General features: G+C 70.9%; 9 protein-coding genes. All 9 read left to right on the top strand.

The features are described 5' to 3' along the window. The first annotated feature begins 10 nt into the window (after nucleotides 1-10). The 9 genes from C7389_RS04905 to gspG all read left to right on the top strand — a co-directional run bounded on the left by C7389_RS04905 (nucleotide 11) and on the right by gspG (nucleotide 21077). Nucleotides 11-679 (top strand): DUF4126 domain-containing protein, encoded by a 669-nt coding sequence (locus tag C7389_RS04905; RefSeq protein ID WP_133588957.1) that lies wholly within the window; start codon nucleotides 11-13, stop codon nucleotides 677-679. Nucleotides 680-699: 20 nt separating this feature from the next. Continuing rightward, the gene (locus tag C7389_RS04900; protein ID WP_133588955.1) at nucleotides 700-2802 is read left to right on the top strand and encodes an acetyl/propionyl/methylcrotonyl-CoA carboxylase subunit alpha; all 2103 of its coding nucleotides are present in this window, start codon (nucleotides 700-702) and stop codon (nucleotides 2800-2802) included. Further along, nucleotides 2799-3719, top strand: a complete 921-nt coding sequence (locus C7389_RS04895; protein ID WP_133588953.1) for a hydroxymethylglutaryl-CoA lyase — start codon at nucleotides 2799-2801, stop codon at nucleotides 3717-3719. The genes C7389_RS04900 and C7389_RS04895 overlap by 4 nt, the downstream gene beginning before the upstream one ends. Before the next feature lie 247 nt (nucleotides 3720-3966). Then, nucleotides 3967-4737: an STN domain-containing protein gene (locus tag C7389_RS24805; RefSeq protein ID WP_162851672.1), complete on the top strand. Its 771-nt coding sequence runs from the start codon at nucleotides 3967-3969 to the stop codon at nucleotides 4735-4737. A gap of 61 nt (nucleotides 4738-4798) precedes the next feature. Beyond that, on the top strand, nucleotides 4799-5314 hold the full coding sequence (locus tag C7389_RS04890; RefSeq protein ID WP_211168213.1) for an RNA polymerase sigma factor: 516 nt from the start codon (nucleotides 4799-4801) through the stop codon (nucleotides 5312-5314). A 91-nt stretch (nucleotides 5315-5405) separates the two neighbouring features. Then, nucleotides 5406-6395: a FecR family protein gene (locus tag C7389_RS04885; protein WP_162851671.1), complete on the top strand. Its 990-nt coding sequence runs from the start codon at nucleotides 5406-5408 to the stop codon at nucleotides 6393-6395. Nucleotides 6396-6620: 225 nt separating this feature from the next. Further along, complete coding sequence (locus tag C7389_RS04880; protein ID WP_133588947.1) at nucleotides 6621-19748, top strand: filamentous haemagglutinin family protein; 13128 nt, start codon at nucleotides 6621-6623, stop codon at nucleotides 19746-19748. A 95-nt stretch (nucleotides 19749-19843) separates the two neighbouring features. Beyond that, nucleotides 19844-20452 carry an RNA polymerase sigma factor gene (locus C7389_RS04875; protein ID WP_133588945.1) on the top strand — a complete coding sequence of 203 codons (609 nt, stop codon included), beginning with the start codon at nucleotides 19844-19846 and terminating at the stop codon, nucleotides 20450-20452. 172 nt (nucleotides 20453-20624) lie between these two features. Then, the gene (gene gspG / locus C7389_RS04870; RefSeq protein WP_133588943.1) at nucleotides 20625-21077 is read left to right on the top strand and encodes a type II secretion system major pseudopilin GspG; all 453 of its coding nucleotides are present in this window, start codon (nucleotides 20625-20627) and stop codon (nucleotides 21075-21077) included. Nucleotides 21078-21086: the final 9 nt, after the last annotated feature.

Raw genomic sequence — 21086 nt, 5'->3', positions numbered from 1 at the left:
GGGCAGCGGCATGGACAGCCTGAGCGACCTGGGCAGCCTAGGCAGCACCTTGCAGGGCCTGACGCCACTGCTGGACTGGCGCGATTTGCCGCTGGACCTCGCCTCGCTGGCGACGCTGGCCGCCGGCATCGGCTGGGCGAGCGGGCTGCGGCTCTATGCGCTGGTGTTCGCCCTCGGCGCGCTGGGGCGCTTCGGCGGCGTGCAGCTACCCGGCGAACTGGAGGTGCTGAGCCATCCGCTGGTGTTGGGGCTATCGGCGCTGATGCTGGTCACCGAGTTCTTCGTCGACAAGCTGCCCTGGCTGGATTCGCTGTGGGACGCGCTGCACACCTTCATCCGCATCCCGGCCGGCGCCGCGCTGGCCGCGGCGGTGATGGGCGACCAGGGCGGCGCCATGCAGGTGGCGGCCGCGCTGGCCGGCGGCACGCTGGCGGCCGGCACCCATCTCGCCAAGGCCGGCGCCCGCGCCGCGATCAACACTTCGCCGGAGCCGGCCAGCAATATCGGCGCCTCGCTGGGCGAGGACGCGCTCTTCCTCGGCGGCCTGTGGGCGCTGCTGCATCAGCCGCTGTGGTTCCTCGCCGGATTGGCGGTGTTCCTGCTGCTGGCGCTGGCCCTGATCATGACGCTGTGGCGCTTCATCCGCCGGCTGTTCCGGCCGCGGCCGGCGGCGGCCTGAGCCTGCGCAGGAGAAAGCGGATGTTCAACAAGATCCTGATCGCCAACCGGGGAGAGATCGCCTGCCGCGTCATCCGCACGGCCAGGCGCATGGGTATCGGCACCGTGGCGGTGTACTCCGACGCGGACGCCGGCGCCCGCCATGTGCGGCTGGCCGACGAGGCGCGGCGCATCGGCCCGGCGCCGGCGCGGGAGAGCTACCTCGCCGGGGACCGCATCATTGCCGCCGCGCTCGCCAGCGGCGCCCAGGCCATCCACCCCGGCTACGGCTTCCTGTCGGAGAACGCCGGTTTCTGCACCGCCTGCGAGGCCGCCGGCCTCGTCTTCATCGGCCCGCCAGCCGCCGCCATCCAGGCCATGGGCTCCAAGTCCGAAGCCAAGAAGCTGATGCAGCGGGCCGGCGTGCCGCTGGCGCCCGGCTACCACGGCGATGAGCAATCGCCCGCCCACCTGCAGGCGCAGGCGGACGCCATCGGCTATCCGCTGCTGATCAAGGCCGCAGCCGGTGGCGGCGGCAAGGGCATGCGCCGGGTGGAGCGCAGCGCGGATTTCGCCGCCGCGCTGGCCGCCTGCCAGCGCGAGGCGGCGGCCAGCTTCGGCAGTGCGCATGTGCTGCTGGAGCGCTATCTGACGCGGCCGCGCCATATCGAGATCCAGGTGTTCGGCGACCACCACGGCAACTATGTGCATCTGTTCGAGCGCGACTGCTCGGTTCAGCGCCGCCACCAGAAGGTACTGGAGGAAGCGCCAGCGCCGGGCATGAGCGCCGAACGTCGCGCCGAGATGGGCCGCGCCGCGGTGGAGGCGGCCCGGGCGGTGGGCTACGTCGGCGCCGGCACGGTGGAGTTCATCGCCGGGGAGGATTTCCTGCGCGGTGGGCCTTTTTACTTCATGGAGATGAACACCCGGCTGCAGGTGGAGCACCCGGTGACCGAGATGATCACCGGCCTGGACCTGGTCGAATGGCAGCTGCGGGTGGCGGCCGGCGAGCCGCTGCCGCTGGCGCAGTCCGGGCTGCGCATCCGCGGCCACGCGCTGGAGGCCCGCATCTACGCCGAGGACCCGGCGCGGGGCTTCCTGCCCGCCACCGGCCGCCTGCAGCACCTGGCCCTGCCGGCGCAGAGCCGCCATGTGCGGCTGGATGCCGGCGTGGAGCAGGGCGACGAGCTCGGCCCGCATTACGACCCGATGATCGCCAAGCTCATCGTCTGGGATGAAGGCACGGCCGCCGGCGCAGGGCTGGCGGAGGACAGCCGCGCCCGCGCGCTGGCACGGATGCGGCAAGCGCTGGCGGATCTGCAGGTGGCCGGTGTCGCCAACAACGTCGACTTCCTCGGGCGGCTGGTCGCCAGTCCGTCCTTCGCCGCCGGCGACCTGGATACCGGCCTGATAGAGCGGGAACAGGCCTGGCTCTTTCCCGCCGCCGAGCCGGTGCCGGACGAAGCCTGGTGCGTCGCCGCCCTGGACGAACTGCTGCGTCAACAGACGGAAGCGGCAGCCTTGGCCAGCCGCAGCGCCGAACCAGCCTCGCCCTGGCACGCCTGCGATGGCTGGCGGATGAATGCGGAGGCTTGCCGTCGCTTCGGCTTCCGCGCGCAGCCGGCGTCGCCTTCCGAGGGTGATGCCGAGGCGATGCAGATCGAGGTGACGAATCGCGGCCCGGCGGCCTACCTGCTGCGGCTGGCGGGCAGGGAAATCCGCGCCGAAGTCGCTGCCAGCGCAGCGGGCCAACTGGCGGTGACGCTGAACGGCATCAGGCTGAAGGCGAAGGTCATCGCCGACGGCGAGCACCGCACGCTTTTCCTGCTTGGTCGCAGTTGGCAACTGAGCTTCCTGTCGCCGCTGCAACACGCTGGCGAGCGGCGGGAGGAGGGTGGCGACGGGCACCTGCGGGCGCCGATGCCGGGCAAGGTGATTGAGGTGCTGGCGGAAGAGGAGGCCAGCGTTGGCAAGGGCGCGCCGCTGCTGGTGCTGGAGGCGATGAAGATGGAGCACACCATCGTCGCGCCTGCAGCCGGCGTGGTGAAGCGGCTGCGTTACCGGGTGGGCGAGCAGGTCGAGGAGGGCGCCGACCTGCTGGATTTCGCGCCGGCGTCCCCGCCGCAGACGGAGGCAGCGCCATGAAGCTGCCGGCCCAGGTCCGCATTGTCGAGGTCGGTCCGCGCGACGGCCTGCAGAACGAGCGCCAGCCCATCGCCATCGCGGACAAGCTGATGCTGATACGCCGGCTGCAGGACGCCGGCCTGCGCAGCATCGAGGTCGCCGCCTTCGTCTCGCCCAAGTGGGTGCCGCAGATGGCGGACGCGGCAGCGGTGCTGGCCGGTGTGCTCGCAGAGTCCAGGCCCGGCGTTGGCTACGCGGTGCTGGTGCCCAACCTGCGGGGCCTGGAAGCCGCGCTGGCGGCAGGCGCCACCGAGGTCGCGGTGTTCGCCGCCGCCTCCGAGCGCTTCAGCCAGCGCAACATCAACTGCTCCATCGCCGAATCCCTGCAGCGCTTCAAGCCAGTGGTGGAGCGGGCGAGGCAGGCGCAGGTGCGAGTGCGCGGCTATGTGTCCTGCGCCGCCGGCTGTCCCTACGAAGGCGAGATCGCACCAGCGGCGGTCGTCGCGGTGGCCAGCGCGCTGGCCGGCATGGGCTGCGAGGAAATCTCGCTGGGCGACACGACAGGCGTGGGCAACCCCGCCAGCATCAGCCGCATGCTGGAAGCGGTAATGCGCCATCTGCCGCCACAGCGCCTCGCCGGCCACTACCACGACACCTACGGCATGGCCGCGGCCAATGTCTACGCCTCGCTGCAACTCGGCATCGCCACCTTCGACGCCTCGGTCGCCGGCCTGGGCGGCTGTCCCTACGCGCCGGGCGCCGCCGGCAACGTCGCCACCGAAGATCTGGTCTGGCTGCTGCACGGCCTGGGCATAGCGACCGGCCTCGATCTGGACCGCCTGGTCGATACCGCCGCCTGGATCAGCCGCTTGCTCGGCCGGGAGCCATTCTCTCGTGTCACCCGGGCGCTGCGGGCAACACCCGCCGGCCCGCGCTGAGTCTCTTCCCGAAAACGCACTTTCCCGCGGTGTTTCCAGCCTTTCCGCATAGCGCGCAGGCCTGCTCGCCGGGGTCGCGCAAGGCGCCGGCCTGGGTGCTCCGTTGTCACACCTCCGACATATACCGTCCTAATAATTCCATCTCCGCGACGGCTTCGAGCTGGATTGCCGGGGGCTTTCCACGACCCCGGCGGCCCGAAGGCTGCAGGGCGGGAGGACGGTGGGAGCGAAGCTGTGGGAGAGGGCGGTGGCGATTGCCTGGGGAGAAGCGGCTGGCCTTTCACGGCTGTGGACGTGCTTCTTCCCGCTTGTCCTCGGGCTTGCCGGCGCCAGCCCGGCGGGAGCGGAGGAACCGCCGTCGCTGGTGTCGCCGCAGGCGAGGGCGATCGACTTCGATCTGCCGGCCCAGCCGCTGGCGGCCGCGCTGAAATCCTATGCAGTGCTTTCCGGACAGTCGGTGGTGTTCATCGATGAGCTGGTCGCCGGGCTGGTTTCGGCGCCGGTGCATGGACGCCACACCCCCAGGGACGCCCTGCAGACCCTGCTGGGGAATACCGGGCTGCTTGCCGACGATGTGGGCGGGCAGCAGGGCGAGGCCTTCGTGCTGAGGCGGGAGGCGGGCAACCGGGCGGCAAGTCCGGTCGCCGCCGGCCGCCGCGACTACGACGCCGCCTTGCAGGTGCAGGTCTGGCAGGCCTTGTGCAGGGATCCGCTCAGCGCACCCGGTGCCTACCGGGCCATCGTCCGCTTCAGCGTCCGGCCTTCGGGGCTGCTGGATGGGATCGAGCTGATCTCGTCCACCGGCGATGAGCGCAGGGACGCGGCCATCCGCGGCAGCCTGAAAGCCCTGCGGATGGCGCCACCGCCACCGGGCTTGCCGCAGCCGCTCACGCTGGCGCTGCTGCCCGGCGCGGCCGGTCCGGCCGGCGCCTGCCTGGCGGACGCCGATGCGGCAGGGCGGACAACAGGCGACGAACAACAACACATCCCTATCGACAGACGAGGAGTGAGCGAATGAGCAAGGCGGCAACCGACCCACGCGACAGCTTCGCTCCCGTGTCCTGAACATGGCGGAAGACATGCTCAGCCAGCTGCGTGGCATCCTGGTGCAGCGCTACGAACGCATACGCCACAGCCTGGCGCTCAAGCTGGGCAGCCCGGACCTGGCCGGCGACGCGCTGCATGAAACCTGGCTGCGGCTGGAGGCGGCCAACATCGCCGGGCCGGTCAAGAACCCCCAGGCCTACCTGACCCGCATGGCGGTCAACCTGGCGATAGACGTCAAGCGCGCCGAGGGTCACATGCTGATGTCTTCCGACGAAGTGGATGCCCTGATGGAGATGGTGCCGGACCCGGCGCCCGGCCCGGCGAAGGTGGCGGAGGACAGGGCCCAGCTGCGGGAGCTGCAGGACATCCTGTCCCGCATGCCGGCGCGGCGGCGGGAGATCCTGATCCTGGTGCGCTGGGAAGGCTGGGCGCACAAGGACGTTGCCCATCACCTCGGCGTCTCCGTCCGCGTCGTGGAGCATGAGCTGAAGGCGGCGCAGGCGCTGTGCGCCGCCCGCCTGAGCCGGCGCAACGGGGAAGCGCAGTGATGCGGCTGGGGGATTTGCCCTCCGGCAATCGTCTTGGGATATGGCCCGGCGCCTGCCGTGGCCGTTTTCCCCGTGTTGCAGGACCAGGACGATGACCCAGCCCACCGACGAAGCCGACGCTGAACTCGAAGCTCTGCGCGAACAGGCGCTGGCGTGGGTGCGCAAGCTGACCTCGGGCACCGCCACCCGTTCGGACGCGGAACGGTTCCGCCACTGGTGCGAGGCCGATCCGCGCCATCGTGCCGCCTTCGCCGAAGCCAGGGCGCAATGGGCACTGCTGAAACCGGCCCTGGGGCAGATGCTGCGCGAGGATGCCGGAGTCGCCGGCTATCACCGCAGAACCCTGCGCACCGGGCCTGCAACCCGCCGCGCCTTTCTCGGCGCCATGGTCGGCATGGGCGCTGCCGCCGGCGTGGCCGCCTACGTGGCGCCGGGCCTGCTGCCGGCGCTGGATGGCCGGGGCGCGGACTACCGCACCGCTGCCGGCGAACAGCTCGCCGTCGCGCTCGAAGGCGAGGCCAGCGCCTACCTGAACACCCGCACCCGCGTCCGGCGGCTGGCGGCGGAGGACGGCATCGCCGGGCTGGAACTGCTGGATGGCGAGGCGATGGTGGAGGTGCCCGCCTCCCGGCGGCTTTTCGGCGTTACCGCCGGCGTAGGGCGGGTGAGCACCGAGGCCGGGCGTTTCGAAGTGCGCCACCTGGCGGGCCGCAGCTGCGTCACCTGCCTGGAGGGCGAAATCCTGGTCACCCATCCCGCCGCCAAGCGGGTGCTGCAGGCCGCGCAGCAGACGGTCTACAACCAGCAGTCCATCAGCGGCATCGCCGCCATAGACCCGATGGACGCGCTGGCCTGGCGGCGGGGCGAGATGGTGTTCCGCCAGGCCTCCCTCGACATGGTGGTGGCCGAGATCAACCGCTACCGGCCGGGCCGGGTGGTGCTGATGGACAGCGTGCCGCGCGGCAAGACCCTCAGCGCCCGCTTCAAACTGGCCGAACTCGACAAGGCGCTGCTGCAACTGCAGCACTCCTTTGGTCTCAGCGCGCGGGCCTTGCCCGGGGGCCTGCTGCTGCTGAGCTGAAGCCGCGGCCCGCAGCCTGATCCGGCGGCGTCCGCCGCCGGGCGGGGAGACGGCCCGCGTCTGTCCTTCGGCATATTTTCTTCGGGGATTTCCAAGCCGGTATCCGTCTAGGGAAATCGCGACCTGCCTCGGGGCCTCGCCGCCCTCGCGGACGCGATCTGGATATGGCCGCCGCGCACCGCGACGGCTACTCGATATCGATACGGACATCTGCGGGAACGATCAATGAGCGCAAGCGTGGGCAGCGGTTGGCATGGGCAGGGGAGGGGGCGGCAGCACGCTTCCGTCAGGATGGCGCCGCTGGCGCGGGCCCTGGCGCTGGGGCTGGCGGCGGGTGCGCTCGCCGGGCCGGCCTGTGCCCAGCAGGCCTTCAGCAGCGCCTGGTTCGCCGCCAAAGGCGCGATGCAGAGCCAGGCGGCAGCGACCGGCCTGCTGCCCAATGGCCAGCGCGCCTCCACCCTCACCAGCCCCCAGGCGCAGAGGAACCAGGCCAGCGAGCAACTGGGGCGTTCCATCGAGAACCTCGGCCTGGCGGCCCAGGCCATCGCCATGCAGCAGGCTGCCCAGGCCGCCGCCCGGCGGGCGGCGCAGGCGGACGCCGCGATCGCCGACGGGCTGGCCGAAGGTGGCCTGAAGGTGGATAGCAACAGCCTCACCGCCGGCTGGCTCAACGCCCAGACACCGGTGCAGACGGTGGCCGACGGCAGGACCACGGTCACCATCCAGCAGACTGCCGACAAGGCCATCCTCAACTGGGAAACCTTCAACGTCGGCAGCAACACCACGGTGGATTTCGTCCAGGACGCCGGCTGGGCGGTGCTCAACCGGGTGAATGACCCGCTCGCCCGCCCCAGCCAGATCCTGGGGCGGATCGAAGCCGACGGCACGGTGATGATCGTCAACCGCAATGGCGTCATCTTCTCCGGCGGCAGCCAGATCGATGTGCGCAACCTGGTGGCCGCCGCCGCCAGGATCACCGACAGCCAGTTCAGCGGCGGCGGCCTCTATGTCGATGGCAATGGCAGCCAGGCCAGCTTCTACGACGCCCTGGGCGCGATACAGGTTGAGGCCGGAGCGCAGCTGAGCACGCATGCCGCAAGCTCGGCCACCAGCGGTGGCGGCTATGTGCTGCTGCTGGGCGCGGAGGTTGCCAATGCCGGGCAGATCACCACCCCGGGCGGGCAGACGGTGCTGGCCGCCGGCGACAGCTTCCACATCCGCAAAGGCGTGGGCACCGACGGCAACGCCGCCTCCACCACCCGCGGTAACGAAGTCTCCACCCTGCTGGCGGCTGGCAGCGCCGCCGGGCGGGTGCTCAACACCGGCCTGATCACCGCCAGCACTGGCGACATCACCCTGACCGGCCATGAAGTGGTGCAGGACGGCGTGCTGGTCGCCACCACCGCCACCGCCGCGCGCGGCAGCATCCACCTGTCCACCCGGCTGAGCGATGCCAGCGGCAGCGTCACCCTGGGCGAGGGCAGCACCACCACCGTGCTGCTGGAGGCCTCGACCAGCAACGCGCTCGACAGCCAGCGCGACGCCGCCCTGGAGGCGCTGGATGGCAGCGTGAATCCGCTGGCCACCGGCAATTTCGATAATCTCAGCACGATTGCCGACCGAGCCGACCTGTCGCGCATCGAGATCGTCAGCGGCGGCACGGTGGCGTTCGAGGGCGACTCGCTGACCCTGGCCACCGGCGGTCAGGTGGCGCTCACCGCCGCCAGCCGCAGCCTGGTCGAGGACGGCGCGCGTATCGACGTTTCCGGCGCCGTCGGCGTGCAGGTCTCCATGGCCTCCAACAACCTGGTGGTGGACATCCAGGGCAACGAGCAGCGCGACTCGCCGGTGAACCGCGAGGCGGGCAGCCTCAACAGCACCGAGGTCTGGGTGGACAGGCGCAGCCTGGTCTACGTGCCGGCAGGCACCAACGGCTACGAGACTGACCGTTGGTATACCGCCGGCGGCCTGCTGGAGGTCAGCGGCTATCTCGCCACCAGCGGCCACACCGTGGGCGAATGGATGGCGCAGGGCGGCATCGTCACCGTCACCGGCGGCGATCTGGTGACCCGCGCCGGCTCGGAGGTGAACCTCTCCGGTGGCACGCTGGACGTGGCCACCGGCCTCATCAACATGAGCTGGCTCAAGGGCGCCGACGGCGTGCTCTACGAGGTTTCCCGCGCGCCGGCCGATGTGCGCTACACCGGCCTCTACCGCGGCTACGAAGACAGCAGCGAGCGCTGGGGGGTGACCGACTACTACTACAACCCGCTGATCGCGCCGAAGTCGCGGCTGGAGAACGGCTACACCGTGGGCCGCGACGCCGGCAAGCTGGTGGTCGCTACCCGCAGCGCGGTGCTCGAAGGCGACATCCGCGGCGACGTCTACCAGGGCTCGGCGCAGACCAGTGCGGCCCAGGCCGGGCTGGATGGCTATTACCAGTCGCAGACGGCGGTGGCGCGCGCGGGGCAGCTCATCGTCGGCAACTATCTGCCGATCTACGACGCCGACCAGGGGCTGCTGCGCCATGCGCTGAGCGCGGTGGCGGACGTCGTGGAGCTAGGCGTGGCCGAAGCGCTCGCCGACGGCATCGCGCTCGATGACGCGGTGGCAACAGCGCGCGAAGGCCGCCTGCTGCTGGCCAGCGACAGCCTGAGCGCTGCCGGCCTGGGCGCGGCGCGCATCGCGGCGAAGGAGAGCGTCGCGGTGAACGCCGGGCTGGAGGTCGCGGCTGGCGGCGAGATCGTGCTTTACGCGCCGGAGGTGGATCTGGCGGCCGGGCTCACCGCGCGCAGCGGCAGCATCCACGCCGGCAACGTGCTCAGCCAGCCGAACACCGCCACCAGCGGCAGCCCGGTGGACGATGTCGTCATCGCCGTGCCTGCCGGAGTCAGCGGCGGCGTGCACCTGCACGAGGGCGTCACCCTGGACGCCAGCGGCCTGAGCGCCGACCTGCGCGAAGCCGGCGCGCCGCTGGCGATGCTGGCCTACCGCAACGGCGGCAGCGTCAGCCTGCGTTCCACCCACGATCTGACGCTGGAGGCGGATAGCCTGGTGGATGTCTCCGCCGGCGCGCTCATCCAGGCCGATGGCAGCATCAGCGGCGGCCGCGGCGGCTCGGTGACGCTGGGCGCCGGCCTTGAGCTGGGCCCGGCCAGCTCGCTGCTGACCCTGGACGGCACCTTGCGCGGCTACGGCGTCAATGGCGCCGGCACGCTGGACATCGAATCCGCCAGCGCCATCTCGGTCGGCGGGGAACTGCTGGAAACCGAAGGGCTGCTGGTGGCGGGCGAGTCGGTGCCGGTGGAGCTGATCGCCGCCGAGGACTTCATCGTCCGCGCCGGCGAAATCCTGCCGCAGGATTACAGCTATTCGACTTACACCCTGGGGGCAGGCATGAGCCTGCCAAACTCTCGGGACGTGTATGTGAGCAGCACCGCGTTCGGTACCACAGTTACGCTGGCGGCAGACTGGACGCTGCCGGCGTCATTCGGCATAGCATCGGTGCAGATCCGGGATTCAACCGGGAAGAACTGGAGAAGCTACGACTTCTGGATTGATGGGCCGCCAACCATCCCGGCTGGTACGGTGCTTACCACGCTAAGAATCTATGGCGCATCCAGCGCCGGCTGGTCCGTTCCCGCAGACGTCTTCCCGGACGGACTGCCGCTCAACCCGCTGGGATCCGCCATGCAGGCGGTGCTGGCCGCCGGAACGGTGGCGACGGAAGACCTGAGCTTTGCTGCCGGCTCCCGTCTTGTTGCCGGCGCGACGCTGGCTCGCGACCTTCGGGTCGCGCCCACCACCACCCTGAGCACCGCCTTGTTCCAGAGCGGCTTCGCCGCCTACGAGGTCCGTGGCCACAACGGCCTGGTGGTGCCGGACGCGCTCACGCTTGAAGTTCTGCGGCCGGTACTGCGTGCCAGCGCCTTGCCGGCGGTCGGCGCCCTGGAAGGGCTGCTCACGGTATGGACGCCGCCGCTGTACGAGGATGACGCGCTGGCGCGCCAGGTCACCCAGCGCGCGGGTGCCAGCCTGTCCCTGGCGGCCGGCCTGCCGGAGGATGAGGACAGCGTGGGCGACGGCGGCGGGCTCAGCATCGGCCACGGCGCGCTGCTGCAGGTGGATCCGGGCGAGGCCATCGCGCTGTCCGCCCGTGGCCAACTCACGGTGGAAGGAACGCTCAGGGCACTGAGCGGCAGCATCGCGCTCACCGGCGCGATGAACACCGTGTCGGATGCCAACAGCGCCAGCGTCGCCCAGAGCACGCCGCACGCGCGCAGCGTCCTGCTCGGCGAGCAGGCGGTGCTGGACGCTTCCGCCGCCGCCCATGTGGCCTACGACAGCCAGGGCAGGGCCTATGGCCTGCTCGGCGATGGCGGCAGCATTGTCATCGGCGGCCAGTTGCTGGAGTCGGAAAGCCGCGCCTCCGCCTCCGACGCCTTCGTCGTGATCAACGCGGGCGCGGTGGTGGACGCCTCCGGCGGGCAAGCCCGCTTCGATGTCGCCGGCAGCGGTCCGCTCACCCTGTACTCGGCCGGCGGCAGCATAGACATCGCTTCGTCCGCAGGCATCTACCTCGACGGCAGCCTGCGCGCGGCGGCCGGTGGGGAAGGGGCCAGCGGCGGCCGGCTGGCGGTCTCGCTGGAGGCGCCCAGCTATCTGCGTCCGGCGGCCGACGCCATGCTGGTGCCCAGGGAGTTGCTGCTGGAGCAGAACAAACAGGCGGAGGATGCATCCGTGCTGGAGTACGGCCATGCCCGGCTGGGGGTGGACCAGGTCCAGGCCGGCGGCTTCTCCACGCTGGCGCTCTACAGCAATGGCACGGTGGCCTTCGCTGGCGACCTCGATCTCGCCATGAGCGGCGAGCTGCGCATCCATTCCGGCGCGCTGGTGGTGGCCGAGGGGGCGCTGCCCTCGATGGCGGTGTCCCTGTCCGCGCCCTACCTGTTGCTTGGCGGGCTGGGGGACGTTGCCGCCGCCGGGGACAGCTATGTGCGGCCTTCCTTGTACGGTGGTGCGAGCACCCTGGCGTCCGCCGCCAGCCTGAGCGTGTCCGCCGATCTGATCGACATCCAGGGCAGCGTCACCGCCGGTCTCAGTGCCGTGCTCACCAGCGCCGACAACAGTTCGGTCGCGGTGGAGCGGGCCGGCTTCGCCAGTCTGATGCTGAACAGCCAGGGCGACATCCGCTTCGTGCCCGGGACCGCCCTGGGCAGCATCTACGACGCCGAGCTGATGAGCGCCGGCGACATTTTTCTGCACGCCGCGCAGGTCTATCCCGCAACCGGCGTGCAGGCTCGGGTGATGGCAGGGCTCGCCGGTCCTTCGGGCCAGAACCCGTACCGGGAAGGCAGCCGCATCGTCATCTCGCGTGCCGGCGATGAGGCGGCGCTGCCGGCGCTGCCCTATTCGGTATTCGGCAACCTCACGCTGGGCGCCGCCGAGATCGAGCAGGGCGGGGTGCTCAGGGCCCCTTTGGGCACCCTGACTCTCGGAACCCTATACAACAACGAGAGCACCGTTGAGGTGGCGCTGCTGCCTGGCAGCGTCACCTCGGTGAGCGCGGCCGGCCTGGTATTGCCCTATGGCGGTACGGCCGATGGGGTGAGCTACAGCTACCTCGGCGAGGAGATCGCGCTGCACGGCCTGGGCAGCAGCCTGGAAGGGCGCATCAGCCTGGTGGGGCAGGCGCTGGATGTCGCCGAGGGCGCAGTGCTGGATCTTTCAGGCGGCGGCGAACTGCTGGGCGCCGGCTTCATCTCCGGCCGCGGCGGCTCCACCGACGCCCGCCTGAATCCACTGGTGCGCATGAACGCCGATGGCAGCTTCAGCCTGCCGGGGCTGGCGAGCAACCCGGTCTACGCCATCGTGCCCGGCTACACCTCCAGCTATGCGCCGGCCGCGGCCGGCAGTGGCGCGATCGACCCGCTGATCGGCCAGCAGATCACCATTCCCGCCGGCGTGCCCGGCCTGCCTGCCGGCACCTATACGCTGCTGCCTTCCGACTACGCCTTGCTGCCCGGCGCCTACCGCGTCGAGCTCAACGGCGGCGCCACGGTGACGGCCGGCATGCAGCCGCAAGCCATGCGCAACGGCTCCTATGCCGCGGCCGGCACGCTGGCCACCGCCAACACCGCCTTCCGGAGTCAACTGGCCCAGGCGCTGATCCTGACGCCAGCCGCCGTGCTGCGCACCTATTCCCAGTACAACGAAACCAGCTACGCCGACTTCATCATCCAGCAGGCCGCCCTGGACAGCGTGCCCCGCGGCATTCTCCCGGCCGATGGCAAGTCGCTCATCCTCGGCTTGACGCCTTCGTCCGCGACCACGCTGAACTTCGCCGGCAGCGCCGATTTCAGCGCGGCGGCAGGCGGTTACGGCGGCTCCGCTGCGGTGACGGTGAACGGCTTCACCGCCACGTCGATAGAGGTCGTGGCTGCGGATGCGCAGGCCACCGCCGGCTTCAGCGGCATCACCTTGCACGCCGACGATCTGGCCGCCATCGGTGCGCCCAGGCTGGTGCTGGGCGGCAGCATCGCCACGCCGGCAATCACCGCCAATGGAAACAATGAAGGCAACTACCTGGACTTCACCACCCAGGCGAGCGGGGTGGTGCTGCGCGAGGGCGCGATGCTGAGCGCGCCGGAAGTGTTCCTGGTGGCCAACGGCGACATCACGGTGGAAGCCGGCGCCGGCATCAACACCCTGGGCGCCGGCGCGGCGGCTTACGACTCCACCGACGGCTATGTCTATCGCCCGCGCAGCACGAACGTGCTCGCGCTCTCCAATGGCTGGCTCAACGTGCTCGGTGCGGAAGGCGGCAGCGGCAGCATCTTCCTGGGCGCCTGCCCGGCGGCAGCCGCTTGCGGCGCGATGAGCGAGCTCTACTCCGAGGGCACGCTGCTGGCCGCCGCCCAGGGCGATTTCGAACTCGGCGACCCGGTCCGCTACGGCACCCGCAACCTGGTGCTGGCGGTGGGCAGCGTGAATGCCGGCTCGGCGGAGGAACTGGCCGCCGCCGCGGCCAGGGGCGCGCTCACTGCCGGCATGAGCCTGAACCAGGGCGTGCTCGACCGCCTGCTGCAAGGCGACCAGGCATACGGCGCTCCGGCGCTGGAGCGCCTGGTGCTGACCGCCGCCGAGTCCATCAACTTCTTCGGCGACGTCGCCCTGGACACCCGGGATGCGGTTACCGGCCTCTCCGTGCTGGACAACCTGGTGCTGTCGGCCCCGGCCATCTACGGCTACGGCGCCGCGGACCAGACCGCCAGCATCTCCACCGGCACGCTGACCTGGGTCGGGCTGCCGGGCGGTGCGCCGGCGCCGGTGAGCGGCGGGCGCGGCAGTGGTGCCGGTACGCTGCGCATCGACGCGGATGTGATCGAGTTCGGCTACGGGCCACAGGCCCAGCCCAACGGCATCGACAGTGATGACAGGCTGGTGCTGGGTTTCGGCGAAGTGCAGCTGAACGCCGCCCAGCGCCTCACCGCCAACCACAGCGGCGGGCTGGCGGTGTATCAGCGCCTGGATGGCTATGTGGCGGGCGAGGGCTACCACTACAGCGGCGGCAATCTCATCGTCAGCACGCCGCTGGTCACCGGCGGCGACGGCTCGGTGAACAGCCTGCGCGCGGGCGGCGAGCTGGTACTGCAGGGGCTGGATGGGCAGGTGGCCAGCGGCACGGAGGCCGGCATCGGCTCCGGCGCCGAGCTGGCGCTGAGCGGGCAGAGCGTGCGCATCGATACCCGGGTGGCGCTGCCCAGCGGCAAGCTCACGCTGGAAGCGGAGGGCGACATCCTGCTGGAGGACGGCTCAGTGCTGGATCTGGCCGGCCGCAAGACCGAAATGTTCGACACCGCCAGCTACGGTTGGGGCGGCGACCTCATCCTGCACAGCACGGCCGGCGACATCCGCCAGGCGGCGGGCTCGCTGATCGATCTCTCGGCGCTCAACAACAGCGCCGGCAGCCTGGTCGTTCGCGCCACCGGCGAGGCCGCCGGCACGGTGGACCTGCAGGGCAACCTGCTCGCCACCGCCAGCGGCCGCTACGATGCCGGCGGCACCGAGCTGCCCTTCCGCGCCGGCGAAATCGAGATCCATGCCCAGCACCTCGGCGGCGACGGCAGCCTCAGCGACAACTTCGCCGACCTCAACCGGCGGCTGAACGAGGGCGGCTGGTCCGGCGCCCGCAGCTTCCAGCTCAAGCACGGCGACCTCACCATAGGCAACGAGCTGCGCGCCGGCGAGATCACCGTGTCGGTGGACCGCGGCAGCCTGACGGTGGCCGGCACGGTGGATGCGAGCGGCGAGCGCGTGGGCAGCATCCGCCTGGCCGCCCGCGACGGGCTCACCCTGGCCGCCGGCGCGGTGCTGGATACCCACGGCAGCGCGCTGCGGGTGGACAGCTACGGCGAGATCATCGACAGCCCCAACCGCGCCATCGTCGAACTGGATGCCGGCCAGGGCCTGCTCAGCCTGGGCGGGGGCGTGCGCATCGACCTGCGCCACGGCACCGGCGCCAGCAGCGGCGACGGCCAGAACCGCGGCACCCTGGAGCTCTACGCCGCCCGCCTGGGCAGCGACGGCAGCACCACCGCGGCGGATGCCGCCCACTACGGCGACATCGCCATCGACGCCGGCGGCAACATCGACATCCAGGGCGCGAGCAGCATTGCAGTCTATGGCCGGCAGATCTACGCCGACGCCGCCTATGGCAGCGGAACCGCGGCCAGCGGCCGGCCCTACCAGGTGATCGACCAGGCCTACCTGGACGGCAAGCATGCCGAGGCCGAACTGTTCATGAACGCCGCGCTGCACAACGCCAACCTGCTGGACGTGAAGCTCGCCGGCCTGAACACGGCGGCCTACGCCTCGGCCCTGCACCTGCGGCCGGCGGTGGAAATCGTCAGCGCCACCGCCGACGGCGATCTGGTGGTGCAGGGCGATCTCGACCTCTCCGGCTACCGCTACGCCAGCCTCAATCCGGCGACGGCGCGCACTTCCACCTATGGCTCTGGAGAAGTCGGCGCGCTGGCGATCCGCGCCGGCGGCGATCTCTCCATCTACGGCAGCATCAACGATGGCTTCGCGCCGCCGCCGACGACGCCGGACGACGCCGGCTGGGTGCTGCTGCCCGGGGTGCAGCCCTTCGACGGCGACGTACTGGTGCCGGTCTCCGGCGTGCAACTGGCCGCCGGCACGGTGTACCCGGCGGGCAAGACGCTCAACTACGCCATCACCGCCGCCAACGTCACCCTGCCGGCCGGCACCACGCTGCCGCAGACGGTGACGCTGGGCAGCGCCTGGCAGCTGCCCGCCGGCACCGTGCTCGGCGCCAATGTGCTGGCCGCCGATGGCAGCACCCTGCTGGCGGCCGGCACCGCGGTCGAGGCCGGCGGGCTGACGCTGCCGTCCGGGGCGCGGCTGGGGGCGGGCACCCGCCTGCCGGTGGCGCTCACGCTGGCCAGCCTGAACTGGCCCAAGGGCGTCGCCCTGCCGGTGGCGATGACGCAGCAGGGCCTGCTGACTCTGCCGGTCGGCGCCGTCATCCCGGCCGGCACCAACGTCAAGCTGGTCGACGATGCGCTGCAGGTCTCCCTGCGGCCGGTGGACAGCAATGGCCAGCAGGCGCGCAACTGGGCCCTGGCCAGCATGTTGCCGGAGGGTTCGCAATCCTGGAGCCTGCGCCTAGTGGCCGGCGCCGACACCGCCGCCGCCGACCGCCGCCAGGTGCGTCCGGGTGCCGGCGACATGATCCTGGCCGACAGCCACTACGGCCTGGATTACGCATACACCAGCGCCAACATCATCGTGTGGGCCGATGGCAACTGGATGGGCTATCCGGCGGGCGATCCGGTGAGCGAGGCCGACCTGTTCTGGTGCGATGTCGATCCCAGCCTGTGCGCCGAACAGGCGCCGCAGCCGACGGTGACCTGGGCCGATGGCAACTGGCTGGGCTACCCGGTGGGCGGGGTGGTGGATGCGGCCGACCTGTTCTGGTGCGATGTCGATCCCAGCCTGTGCGTGATCACCGCGCCGCAGGGCGACGTTCTCGCTGGCGTGAATGCCAAGGCGCCGGCCCTCAGCGTGCTGCGCACCGGCACCGGCGATCTCGATCTCGCGGCCGGCGGTTCGCTGTCCATGCAATCGCCTTACGGCGTCTATACCGCCGGCAGCCAGACCAGCCTGGGCGACGCGGCGCTGGACGCTCTCTACGACCAGGGCAGGGGCAAGGCGGCTTCCGGCACGGTGCTGGGCAGCGCGGCCGGCGACCGTGCCGCCGCCTACGAGGCGCTGGTGGATGGCAACAGCCTCTACCAGGCCTGGTACCCGGATGGCGGCGGCAACCTGTGGATCGCGGTGGAGGGGAACCTGACCGGCGACTCCTGGGGTGCCGGTCAGCTCGCCAAGGCCAGCTCCAGTGTCGGCAACTGGCTGTGGCGCCAGGGCGGCGAGAGCCTGCCGACGGCCTGGTGGATCAACTTCGGCACTTATGCCTACGACCCCCTGCTTGCCACCACCTCCAGCCTCGCCGGCTGGCCGGCGCAGACCGGCTTCACCGGCTTCGGCACCCTGGGCGGCGGCAACGCCACGATACGGGTGGGCGGCGACGCCGGCATCGTGGACCTGCGCAGCACCACGGTGACCAGCGGCACCGCCGGCAGCGCGCGCAGCCAGGGCGTGGTGCTGGCGGTGGGCAGCAGCGGCCGGGTGCTGGAGGACGGCAGCCTGGTGCTGACCGGCGGCGGCGATCTGGACATACGCATCGGCGGCGGCTGGAACGCCCATGCGGAATCCCGTGTGCGCAGCAACAACGGCAGCGTCGCCCAGGCACACGAGCTTTACGGCGCGGTGGTGAACCTGCGCGGGGCCATCGCCATGGAAGCCGGCAGCATAGGCACGATGGAACTGATCTACGGCGGCCGCAGCGGCGAGAAGGACCCGACCGATACCCGTATCGCCGACCCCTACGGTTCCAGCATGACGGCCGCCACCGGCGGCCTGATGCTGGTGGAGGGCGATGCCAGCGCCTGCATCAGCAGCCGGGGCGACCTGGTGTTCGGCGGTACCGCGGATGCCGGCCGCGTCCACACCGGCAACTACCAGGACGTGGCCGGCGGGCTGGGCCTGGGCTGGTTCAGCCTGTGGTCGCCGGCCACCGCGGTCGATCTGTTATCCGCCGGCGGCAATCTCGCGCTCGACACCCGCCTTGGCGAGAGCGTGCGCACGGTGGACAGCAACTGGGACTTCGCCCCCAGCGGCGGCTGGTACATGGCGCCCTCCAGCGTCAACGCGGTGGCGAGCAGCGGCAGCATCTACTACGGCGCCTCGGCGGCCTACCTGAACCAGCCGGTTGCCGGCAACCCGGCGGTGCTCTACACCCACATGCTGCTGGCCCCGTCGACCAACGGCAGCCTGCAGGTGCTGGCCGCCGATTCGATCTATGCCGGCGGCTTCTCCATCAGCCGCTCAGGCGCGGAGCAGTCCGCCATGGCCGGCATCCGGCAGCCGGCCTACGCCCTCTACAGCGCCGCCGGCGTGCTGATTTCGACCAACGTGGATGAGGCGGGGCCCTACGTGGCGCCGAACAGCTTCCCGCTGCTGACCTTCGGCGCCAACACCACCGGCGCGAGCGCCGGGCTGGCCGACCTGGAAACCGCCCGCTTCTATGCGGTGGCGGGCGACATCGTCGGCCTGCGTACCGGCGTGACCGCGACCTACGACGTGGTGTCGCTGCGCGCCGGCCAGACCGACTACATCGGTGCCGGCCCGGTGGCCCTGCGCGCCGGCCGGGACATCGTCAGCAGCGGCATGGGGGCCGATGCCGCCGGCGTGCAGCTGCCCTGGGAGGTGATCCGCTCCGACCCCGGCTACGGTCCAGCGATCTCCGGCAACCTCATCGTCCACGGCGACGCCGGCGACGTCTCGGTAGTTTCCGCCGGCCGCGACATCCTCTACGCCAACTTCGACATCGCCGGGCCGGGCACGCTGGAGATTTCGGCCGGGCGCAACATCGTGCAGAACGATGTCGCCAGCATCACCAGCATAGGCGCGGTCGTGCCGGGCGACCGCCGCGCCGGCGCCGACATCGCGCTGCTGGCGGGACTGGGCGCCCAGGGCGCGGACTACGCCGGCTTCCTCGCGCGCTACTTGGACAAGGCCAGCCTGGCCACCACCGACGTGCCGCTGGCGGAGCAGGAAGGCAAGGTGGTCAAGGTCTACGAGGATGAGCTGGTGGAATGGCTGAAGGAGAACGAGGGCTACTCCGGCAGCGCGGAAGGCGCGCGGAGCTACTTCGCCACCCTCGCGCCCGAGCGCCAGGCCATCTTCGCCCGCCTGGTCTACTTCGCCGAGCTGCGCGCTGGCGGGCGGGAATACAACGACGCCGACGGCCCGCGCCCCGGCAGCTATCTGCGCGGCCGCCAGGCCATCGCCGCGCTTTTCCCCGAGCGCGAGGACAGCGGCTACCAGGGCGACCTGTTGATCTACGGCGGCGCCGGCGTGCATACCGACTTCGGCGGCAGCATCCAGGTGCTCACGCCCGGCGGCGGCCAAACCTACGGCGTGGAGGGCGCGGCACCGCCGGCCAGCGCCGGCCTCATCACCCAGGGGCAGGGCGACATCCAGCTCTATGCGCGCGACAGCATCCTGCTCGGCCAGAGCCGCGTCATGACCACTTTCGGCGGCGACATCCTCGGCTGGTCGGCCGAAGGCGACATCAATGCCGGGCGCGGCGCCAAGACCACAGTGGTGTTCACCCCGCCGAAGCGGGTGTACGACAACTGGGGCAACGTCAGCCTGTCCTCCGACGTGCCCAGCACCGGAGCCGGCATCGCCACCCTGGCGCCGATCGCGGAGGTGCCTGCCGGCGATGTCGATCTGATCGCGCCGCTGGGCACCATCGATGCCGGCGAGGCAGGCATCCGGGTGTCGGGCAGCGTCAATCTGGCAGCCTCGCAGGTACTCAACGCCGCCAACATCGACGTCAAGGGCGAGGCCGCTGGCATCCCGATGGCGGCGGCGGTGAATGTCTCCGCCCTCAGCAACGCCAGCGCCGCCACCAGCTCGGCGGCCAGCAGCGCGCAAGAGGTGATGCAGCGGGAGCGGGTGGCGACGCGGCAAGCGCTGCCCTCCATCTTCACCGTGCGGGTGATCGGCTTCGGCAACGAGGCCGCGCCGGCGGAAGGCGGCGCCGAAGCGCCAGCGCCGGCACAGCGCGGCGAAGCGGCCGGCGGCTACGACAGCGGCAGCCCGGTGCAGGTGCTCGGCCATGGCCAGCGCTTCGATCCGGCGCTGCTGTCGCGGCTCACCGATGCCGAGCGCCGCAGCCTGCGGCTGGCGCCGGACTGAAGCGCCCATCTCCCGCCCTGGAGCGGGCCTTGCATGCATCGAGGCCCGCTCGTTGTTCCCTGCCGTTGTTCCCCATCGCCTTGGAAACCGCCTCGATGGAAATCGATGTCCGTGCCGGAGCAGGCACCTTGCCGGAAGGCGCCGGCTTGCGCGCCTACCTTGCCGCGAACTACCGCGAGCTGCAGCAGCGCCTCGCCCGCCGTTTCGGCTGCGCCGACCTGGCCAGCGAGTGCCTGCATGAAACCTGGCTGCGCCTGGGCGACATGACGACCACGGCCATCCGCTGCCCGGAAGCCTATGTCTACAGGGCGGCCAGCAATGTGGCGATGGAGCGCCTGCGCGACCGGGATGCGCGGCCGGCTGCGGCAGTGGAGGAGGCCGACCTCGAACAGCTGGCGGACACGGCGCCCGGGCCGGAGCAGGAGATGGAGGCGCGCTCCGAACTGGCGGCGATGGAGCGGGCGCTGCACGGCCTGCCCCGGCGCCACCGCGCCATCCTGCTCGCGCTGCGGGTGGAAGACTGCTCCCGCCAGGAGGCCGCCGCCTGGTTCCGGGTGTCGGTACGCACGCTGGACGCCATCCTGGGCCAGGCCCTGCGCCACTGTGCCCACTACATGGCGCGACCGCAGTCGGGTGAGGCCGTGCCGGCGGACTCCGGTATGCGCTGCCGGATGAACCTGGCGGAAGAACGACAGGCGGCCTGATAGCGCTGCCGGCACTGCCCGCGTGCTGCGCGTCAGCATGCGGTTTCCGCTCGACCTCTCTCTATGCGGAACGCGTTTTCCGACCCGGAAAATCCTCCCGAGTTTGCTCAACAGCAATGACATTCGCCTCTGTCAGCATGGCCCGGTCCATCGTTTTTTCGGGAGAAGGGGTATGTCCGCGGAGCTTCCGGAGCGCGACATCCGGCTACACCGGAGCGCCAGGGGATTCACCCTGATCGAGATCATGGTGGTGCTGGTGATCATGGGCGTGCTGGCCGCGCTGGTGGTGCCCAGCCTGATGGAGCGGCCGGACCAGGCGCGGGCCACCGCCGCGCGCCAGGATGTCGCCGCCATCATGCAGGCGCTCAAGCTCTACCGCCTGGACAATGGCGCCTATCCCAGCGGCACCCAGGGCCTGCGCGCCCTGGTGGAGAAGCCGGCGAGCGGCAAGGTGCCGGGCAACTGGCGGCCCTACCTGGAACGCCTGCCCAACGATCCCTGGGGCAAGGCCTACCAGTACCTCAACCCCGGCACCAATGGCGAGATCGATGTCTTCTCGCTGGGCGCAGATGGCGAGCCGGGCGGCGAGAAAGCCAACGCCGACATCGGCTCCTGGGATCTCTAGGCGCCCGCC

Source organism: Azoarcus indigens, from assembly GCF_004361735.1.
Lineage (GTDB): Bacteria > Pseudomonadota > Gammaproteobacteria > Burkholderiales > Rhodocyclaceae > Azoarcus > Azoarcus indigens.
Note: the sequence above shows the minus strand (reverse complement) of the source record. Positions and strands in the feature narration are given on the sequence as shown.